Annotated in this window: 8 protein-coding genes; 6 read left to right on the forward strand and 2 right to left on the reverse strand. The window is 68.4% G+C overall.

Annotated elements, in window-relative coordinates; all coding sequences use genetic code 11:
- Window positions 1–43: 43 nt before the first annotated feature.
- Window positions 44–1,378: a 30S ribosomal protein S12 methylthiotransferase RimO gene (rimO, locus tag EA346_RS08915; RefSeq protein ID WP_296757704.1), complete on the reverse strand. Its 1,335-nt coding sequence runs from the start codon at window positions 1,376–1,378 to the stop codon at window positions 44–46.
- The gene (locus EA346_RS08920; protein WP_296757706.1) at window positions 1,375–1,668 is read right to left on the reverse strand and encodes a hypothetical protein; all 294 of its coding nucleotides are present in this window, start codon (window positions 1,666–1,668) and stop codon (window positions 1,375–1,377) included. Before EA346_RS08920 ends, rimO begins: the two co-directional genes overlap by 4 nt.
- 339 nt (window positions 1,669–2,007) lie before the next feature.
- Between EA346_RS08920 and rpmE the strand changes: the two genes are divergently transcribed.
- The 6 genes from rpmE (at window position 2,008) to EA346_RS08950 (ending at window position 6,621) form a co-directional block, all read left to right on the forward strand.
- Complete coding sequence (gene rpmE / locus EA346_RS08925) at window positions 2,008–2,211, forward strand: 50S ribosomal protein L31 (RefSeq protein WP_296749390.1); 204 nt, start codon at window positions 2,008–2,010, stop codon at window positions 2,209–2,211.
- A 184-nt stretch (window positions 2,212–2,395) separates the two neighbouring features.
- The gene (locus tag EA346_RS08930; protein WP_296757708.1) at window positions 2,396–3,259 is read left to right on the forward strand and encodes a M48 family metallopeptidase; all 864 of its coding nucleotides are present in this window, start codon (window positions 2,396–2,398) and stop codon (window positions 3,257–3,259) included.
- 240 nt (window positions 3,260–3,499) lie between these two features.
- Entirely contained in the window at window positions 3,500–4,423 is a 924-nt protein-coding gene (gene mdh / locus EA346_RS08935) for a malate dehydrogenase (RefSeq protein ID WP_296757710.1), read from the forward strand.
- Window positions 4,420–5,415, forward strand: a complete 996-nt coding sequence (locus tag EA346_RS08940; RefSeq protein ID WP_296757713.1) for a 5'-3' exonuclease — start codon at window positions 4,420–4,422, stop codon at window positions 5,413–5,415. The genes mdh and EA346_RS08940 overlap by 4 nt, the downstream gene beginning before the upstream one ends.
- Window positions 5,412–6,077 carry a DUF1007 family protein gene (locus tag EA346_RS08945; protein ID WP_296757715.1) on the forward strand — a complete coding sequence of 222 codons (666 nt, stop codon included), beginning with the start codon at window positions 5,412–5,414 and terminating at the stop codon, window positions 6,075–6,077. Before EA346_RS08940 ends, EA346_RS08945 begins: the two co-directional genes overlap by 4 nt.
- A 1-nt stretch (window position 6,078) precedes the next feature.
- Entirely contained in the window at window positions 6,079–6,621 is a 543-nt protein-coding gene (locus tag EA346_RS08950) for a pseudouridine synthase (RefSeq protein ID WP_296757717.1), read from the forward strand.
- The last annotated feature ends 117 nt before the right edge of the window (window positions 6,622–6,738 follow it).

The raw sequence follows: 6,738 nt of genomic DNA on the forward strand, positions 1-6,738 counted from the left end.
GCTGGCGGTAATCATCACCGATCGCGGGGTACCCGCGCCCTGCTCAAGGGACACGGGCGAAGAGATCGTGTTCCGTGGCGCCGGTCACCTCCACCTCGAGGAACGTGCCGGGAGCCGCCGCCGCACCCTCGACGAAGACCACGCCGTCGATCTCCGGCGCATCGGCAGCGGAGCGTGCGACCAGGATCCCGTCCTCGGCGTTGCCGTCCACGAGCACGGTCTGCCGGCTGCCGATCTTGGCCTGCAGCTTCGCGGCGCTGATCTCGGCCTGCAACTGCATGAAGGCCTCCAGGCGCGCCTGCTTCTCGGCCTCAGGGACCGCATCGGCCAGCGCATTGGCGGCGGCGCCCTCGACCGGCGAATAGGCGAAGGCGCCGACACGATCGAGCTGCGCGTCTTCCAGGAAATCCAGCAGCGCCTCGAACTCGGCCTCCGTCTCGCCGGGGAAGCCGACGATGAAGGTCGAGCGCAGGGTCAGGTCGGGGACCTGCTCCCGCCACAGCCGGATGCGTTCCAGCACCCTTTCCGCGGCCGCCGGCCGGCGCATGGCCTTCAGCACCCGGGGATGGCCGTGCTGCAGGGGCATGTCCAGATAGGGCAGCAGCCGGCCCTCGGCCATCAGCGGGATCAGGCGGTCGACGTGCGGGTAGGGGTAGACGTAGTGCAGCCGCACCCAGATCCCCAGCTCGCCCAGCGCGGCGGCCAGATTCGCGATGTCGGACTTCAGCGGACGGCCGTCGTGAAAACCGGTGCGGTAGCGGGTATCGACACCGTAGGCCGACGTATCCTGGGAGATCACCAGCAGCTCGCGCACGCCGGCCGCGGCAAGCCGCTCCGCCTCGCCCAGGATCTCGCCGATGGGTCGGCTGACCAGGTCCCCGCGCAGGCTGGGGATGATGCAGAAGCTGCAACGGTGGTTGCAGCCCTCCGAGATCTTCAGGTAGGCGTAGTGACGCGGCGTGAGCTTGATGCCCTGCGGTGGAACCAGGCTCGCGAAGGGATCGTGCGGCGGCGGCACCTGCTCGTGCACCGCGGCCATCACCTCCTCGAACGCCTGCGGACCCGTCACCGCGAGCACGCCCGGATGCGCCGCCTGGATCCGGGCGGCATCCTTGCCGAGGCAGCCGGTCACCACCACGCGGCCGTTTTCGGCCATCGCCTCGCCGATCGCGTCCAGCGATTCGGCGATGGCGCTGTCGATGAACCCGCAGGTGTTGACCACCACGAGGTCCGCGCCGGCGTAGTCGGGCGCAATGCCGTAGCCCTCCGCGCGCAGGCGGGACAGGATCTGCTCGGAGTCCACCAGTGCCTTCGGACAGCCCAGGCTGACGAAGCCGATACGGGGTCCGGGGCTTGACATTTCCGCGCTCTTATTCACAGAGCCTCCAGCGGCCGCAGCTGCCGCGAACCATAGGCGAATCCGCTCGCAGGAAAAAAGATCATCGGAAGATTCTTCATGTTTTTCATCAAGTTGAAAATATCGATCAAGGAGTGATCAAAACCCGTGAACCAGCGCGCCGCAACGTCTGCAGCGCTATAGTGACAATCCATCCACAGAGTTATCCACAGCAACTGGGGAAAACCGGACGCACCTCGCCGCGTCAGCCATTTAGCGCGGAATCCTGAGCGGGCCGCGAGGTTTCTCCCCGCCGTCTGCCGCCGAACCATGGCCCACTGGTTCTGTAGGTCGGGTTAGCGTAGCGTAACCCGACGTGCCGAGCCGGGGACGATCTCTGCGGCCATCGGTGCCTGCGAGACTGGTTCTGTAGGTCGGGTTAGCGTAGCGTAACCCGACGTGCCGGGGTGCCGAGCCGGGGACGGCGCTGCATTGCGGCCATCGGCGGGTGCGAGACCCGTCGGGTTACGCCCTTCGGGCTAACCCGACCTACAGTCTACGGCCTTGAATCGTCAGGGGTGGTGCGCTCCGAGCACATCAGGCTTGCCAGCCACCCGTCCACGCCGCTATTCTATTGCACTTTTCGCCGGAACCCGACCCGAGCCAGAAACATGAAAGCGAACATCCACCCGAAGTACAACGATGTCAAGGTGACCTGCAGCTGCGGGAACACCTTCGAGACGCGCTCGACCTTCTCCGGAGGCGAGATGCACCTCGACGTCTGCTCCCAGTGTCATCCCTTCTACACCGGCAAGCAGAAGATGCTCGACACCGCCGGACAGGTCGACAAGTTCCGTCGCCGCTACGGCTTCTGAACCCGGCAGCGGGGCTGCCGCACGGCGCCCCGGATCACCGAAGCGATGCCTCCGGGCACCCCTCTCCGGGGTGCCTGTTGCGTTTTCCGGACCTGGGTTAAGGGCCGGTTCAGTGCCAGCGCGCTAAGATTCGGAAAAGGGTCGCCATTTTCCGGCCCACCCCTGATGCGCGAGGTACTCCACCATGAATCTCTGGCCGAACCCCCAGCACCGCGCCCTTCGATGGGCGCCATGGCGCAGCCTCCTGGTCCTCCTGACCGCGCTGGCCCTGCTGCTGCCGGGCTGCGCCACCAACCCCGTCACCGGCCGCTCGCAGCTGATGCTGGTCTCCGAGAGCTCGGCCATTGCCGCATCGCGCCAGGCCTACGCCGAGATGCTCTCGCCGGCGCGCAAGGAAGGCCGCATCGACAGCGACCCGCAGACCAAGCGCCGGGTCCAGGGCATCACCGAGCGCGTGGTCGCCCAGGCCGTGCGCTACCGCCCTGAGACGGCGGACTGGGACTGGGAGATGTCGGTCATCGATGAACCCGACACCATCAACGCCTTCGCCATGGCCGGCGGCAAGATGGCCATCTACACGGGCATCATCCAGCAGCTCGAGCTCACCGACGATGAGCTGGCGCAGATCATCGGCCACGAAATCGCACACGCCCTGTCGTCGCACTCCGCCGAAAAGATGTCGGTGGCCCTGGCCAGCAACCTTGCGCTGGTGACCTACGCCGCGACCGGCGAACGCTCGGGCCTCGCCCTGACCGGCGCGGGACTGGCGGCCCTGATCGCGGTGCAGTTGCCAAACAGCCGCCAGATGGAGGCCGAGGCCGACCGCATCGGGATCGAACTCGCGGCCCGAGCCGGCTTCCGGCCCGAGGCCGCGGCCAGCCTCTGGGGCAAGATGGCGAGCAAGGCGGCGACCCGCCAGCCGGTCTTTCTGAGCACCCACCCGGCGCCGGAATCCCGCCAGCGCGACCTGTCGATCCTCGCCAGCCAGATGCAGCCGCTCTACGAGCAGGCCCGGCGCGGCCCGATCCCGACCCATCCGGTGCGCTGAACCCGCGATGCGCGACGCATGCGCGCCGCCGGGCAAGGCAGTAGACTGGTGGGCCGTGCGGGAAGCCTGCCATTCGTGTCACCCAACCCACGGCCACGCAGGGCGACATCGACCGCAGTGGCGCAACCGGCCAGGGATAGCGGCATGGCGCGAACCTGAACATCCGCACGCGCCGTCTGTCCCAAGTCGGCGGGACACGGGAACCGCCTGACCCGAAACCACAACCCGGAGGACGCAGACATGTTCAAGATCGCCATCATCGGTGCAGGGCGCGTCGGCGAGTCGACCGCACAGTTCCTTGCGGAGTCCGACCTGGCGCGCGAGATTGCGCTGCTGGACGTTCGCGAGGGCGCGGCCGCCGGAGCCGCACTGGACATCCAGGAGACCGCCCCGCTCTTCGGTTTCGACGCGCGCATCACGGGCGATACGGACCCGGGCGTGATCGCCGGTGCGGAACTGGTCGTCATCACCGCCGGCCTGCCGCGCAAGCCCGGCATGTCGCGTTCCGACGTACTGGAAAAGAACGTCGAGATCCTGGACGGCATCCTGGTCGACGTGATGCGCGAGGCGCCGGACAGCCGGATCCTGGTCGTGTCCAACCCCGTGGACGTGCTCACCTACCGCGCCTGGCAGAAGACCGGCTGGGACCGCTCGCGTGTCTTCGGCCAGGCGGGCGTGCTCGACGCCTCCCGGATGGCGGCCTTCGTCGCGCTGGAAACCGGCCTGTCGACCCGCGACATCCACACCCTGGTGCTGGGCGGCCACGGCGACGCCATGGTACCCATGCTGCGCTACTCGGGAATCAACGGCCTGCCGCTGCACCACTTCATGGACCAGGAGGCGATCGACCGCATCGTCGAGCGCACCCGCCACGGCGGCGCCGAGATCCTGGCACTGAAGCAGACCTCCAGCGCCTACGACGCGCCGGCGGCAGCGATCAAGGCCATGGTCGAGGCGATCGTGATCAACCGGCGCCGCGTGCTGCCGACCGTGGCGCTGCTGGACGGCGAGTACGGGGCCACCGACGTGGCGATGGGCGTGCCCTGCGTTCTGGGGGCAGACGGCATGGAAAAAATCATCGAACTGGAGCTGAATGCCGAGGAACAGAAGGCCTTCGACGCCTCGCTGGCCGGCGTCAGGGCCGACATCGCCCGGCTCCAGTGATCTCCGGTCCGGTTCTCGATCCGGCGCCAAGTTCCGGACCAACGCCCGTCTCCGCCGCGGCGGAGGTCGCGACCCTCGTCGACAGCAGCATCTTCGTGTTCCGTGCCTGGTTCTCCCGCGGCGAGCAGCCGGATGCCCAGGGGCGTCCCGGGGGGGCCGTGCACGGCTTCGTGCATTCCCTCTGCCAGTGGCTGCCGGAGATCCCGCCAGGTCCGCTGGCCTTCGCCTTCGACACCAGCCTGCGCAGCGGCTTCCGCCACCGCCTCTACCCTCCCTACAAGGCCCACCGGCCGCCGGCGCCCGAGGCCCTGCGAGCGCAGTTCCAGCGCATCCGCGAGGTGCTGGACTGCCTGGGCCTGGCGCAGTTGGCCCACCCGGACTTCGAGGCCGACGACCTGATCGCCACACTCGCAACCACGGCACGCGCGCGGGGCTGCCGGATCGACGTGCTCAGCGCCGACAAGGATCTCACCCAGGTCATCCTGGGCAGCGACGACCGGTTGCGCGACCCGGAACGGGGCACTGCCCTGCACCGTGCCGACATCGAGCGGCGGCTACGCATCCGCCCCGAGCAGGTGGCGGACATGCTCGCGCTGGCCGGTGATCGCAGCGACAACATCCCGGGCCTCGCCGGAGTCGGCCCGGGGACCGCCGCGCGCATGCTACGCCGGTTCGGAGACCTGGATGCGATCCTCGCCGATCCCGCGGGAATCCGGAACTGCAGGATTCGTGGCGCCGCACGCATCGCCGAGCAGGTGGCGGCTGGCGGGGACGCGTTGCGGCTGGCGCGCCGGCTCACCGGGCTCGTCACCGATATCGCCGGCCTGCCAGGGTGGGGAACGATGTACCCGCGCGGGGCGCGACCCGGCGCGTCGGAACGGCTGCAGGAACTCGGCGTCGCGCCCGGCTACGGCCGGCGCCTGCTGGCGATTGCCGATGCGCTGCACCGCCGGGGCCCCGAAGCCCCGGCACAGGTCGGAGTCGGGCCATGAATCGCGGTACGCGCCGCCGCGGACACGCCGTCGCCTGGCTGCTGGCGGCGCTGTGTCTGTGGTGGTGGCCCGCACCCCAGGCCATCGCCCATCCCCACGCCTGGATCGATGTCGTCGTCGTCTTCGAGACCAACCCGGAAGACGAAGTCACCGCGATCGCACAGACGTGGATCATCGACCCGACGTACAGCCGCTATCTGCACGACGACGCGATGGCACAGTTCGAGGGCGCGACACCGGAAGAGAAACTCGCCAACCTGGGCGCAGAGATCCTGGAGAATCTGGGCGAGTACCACTGGTACACGGAAGTCCATGCCGACGAACGCGGTATCGCCGTCCAGCCGGAGGGTCCGCCGGAACTGGTGATGCGGGACCGCCAGATCCGGTTCCAGTTTCGGCTGACGCTCGCCGAACCGGTCGATCCGCGCGCGCAGACGCTGCGCTACGCGGTCTACGATCCGACCTACTTCATCGAGGTATTGCACGAGCCCGCGACACCGCCGCGGCTCGAACTGAGCACGGGCCCCTGCCGGCTGGACATCCTCAAGCCACGGCCCGACCCGATGATCGTCGCCAGGGCGCTGGCCCTGGACTACAACCAGACCGGCGAGGCCGACCTCGGCCGACACTTCGCCGAGAAGGTCACGGCGCATTGCGACTGACATGGCCCGGGTCGTGCTGTTCAACAAGCCATGGGGCGTACTGACCCAGTTCACCGACCCCGGGGGCCGGGCCACGCTCGCCGACTTCATCCCGATTCCCGGCGTGCATGCGGCAGGACGACTCGATCGCGACAGCGAGGGGCTGGTGGTCCTGACCGACGACGGCGGACTGCAGGCCAGGCTCAGCAACCCCGTGCACCGGACCAGCAAGACCTACTGGGTGCAGGTGGAAGGGATTCCCTCGCTCGAGGCGCTGCAGGCGCTGCGCGAGGGCGTGGAACTGCGCGACGGGCTCACGCGACCGGCGCGGGTCGAGGCGATCGAGCCGCCGGAGCTCTGGCCGCGGGAACCCCCGGTGCGCACGCGGCGGCTGATCCCGACCCAGTGGCTCGCCATCACTCTGACCGAGGGCCGCAACCGGCAGGTCCGGCGCATGACCGCGGCCGTCGGCCACCCGACCCTGCGCCTCGTGCGCTACCGCGTCGCATCCTGGACCATCGACGGCATCGAGCCGGGACACTATCTCGAGATCCACACGGGGTGAGCGCAGGAGAAAAAATCCACGATCCACCATTGCTCTAGACGGCATAGTTAAGGAAGATAGGCAGAATCTCGGACCTGTCTCCAGCAAGGAATCATCGCAATGCGGATCGGTACACTC

This window comes from Thioalkalivibrio sp. (assembly GCF_007692535.1).
Classification (GTDB): Bacteria; Pseudomonadota; Gammaproteobacteria; order Ectothiorhodospirales; family Ectothiorhodospiraceae; genus Thioalkalivibrio.